The sequence below is a fragment of the Kineococcus glutinatus genome, from assembly GCF_039542765.1.
GTDB lineage: Bacteria > Actinomycetota > Actinomycetes > Actinomycetales > Kineococcaceae > Kineococcus_A > Kineococcus_A glutinatus.
In genome coordinates this window covers 1-938 of record NZ_BAABIL010000086.1, presented here as the reverse complement: position 1 = coordinate 938, position 938 = coordinate 1, and the positions used below count along the sequence as shown (strand labels likewise).

At 76.2% G+C, this 938-nt stretch carries 1 protein-coding gene; it reads left to right on the top strand.

The annotated features are described in order from the left end of the window. Positions 1-12: 12 nt before the first annotated feature. Positions 13-938, top strand: a 926-nt coding sequence (locus ABEB16_RS04100; protein ID WP_345710995.1) for a PAS domain-containing protein, incomplete at its 3' end; no start/stop codon positions are given.

Genomic DNA, 938 nt, shown 5'->3' with positions numbered 1-938 from the left:
CACAACCCCTGGGTGGACGGGCGCCTGGCCCGGGTGCGGTTCTACGCCTCCGCGCCGCTCGTCACCCCCGAGGGGTACGCCCTGGGCAGCCTCTGCGTCTTCGACACCGTCCCCGGCACGCTGAGCGCCGAGCGGGCCGCGGTGCTGCAGGACCTGGCGTCCGTCCTCGTGGCGCTCTTCGAGCGCCGCCGCCAGGCGCGCCTCGCCGAGCGCTTCGCCGCCGAGGCCGAGGAGCAGCGGATGCTGGTGGAGCTGACGATGGCGGAGGCCGAGGCCCGCTGGGAGCTCAGCGAGGTGGTCGCCGAGACCGTCGACGTCGGGCTGGTGATCTGCGACCCGGACGGGCGGCTGGTGAGCTTCAACCGCGCGGCGCGCGCCTGGCACGGCCTCGACGCCGACACCGACCTCGCCCCGGCCGAGCACGCCCGGACGTACGCGCTGCTCGCCGCCGACGGGACGACCCCGCTGGCGCCGGCGGACGTGCCGCTGCACCGCGTGCTGCGGGAGGGTGCGGTGGAGGGCGTGGAGATGGTCATCGCCCCGCCGGGCAGGCCGGCCGTGCGGGTGGTCTGCTCCGGCCGTGCGCTGCGCCGCCGCGACGGCAGCCCGCTCGGTGCCGTGATGGCCATGACGGACGTGACGGCGTCCCGCCTGCGCGAGGCGGCCCTGACCACCGCGCACGCGGAGCTGCACGAGCAGGTCGCCCGCGTGAAGGCGCTGGCCGGTGCCTCGCGCCGGGTGGCCGCCGCGGAGAACCCCCGTGCGGTCATCTGCCGCACGGTGTGCGAGCTGACCGGCGCCGACGGGGCCTACCTGCTGCAGCCCGACGGGCGCGGCGGCCTGGTCTCCACCGCCCTGGTGGGTTCCCTCGACGTGCCCGTCCGCTTCGACCTCGAGGTCGACATGTCGATGGCGATCACCTCGTTCACGGACCGCAC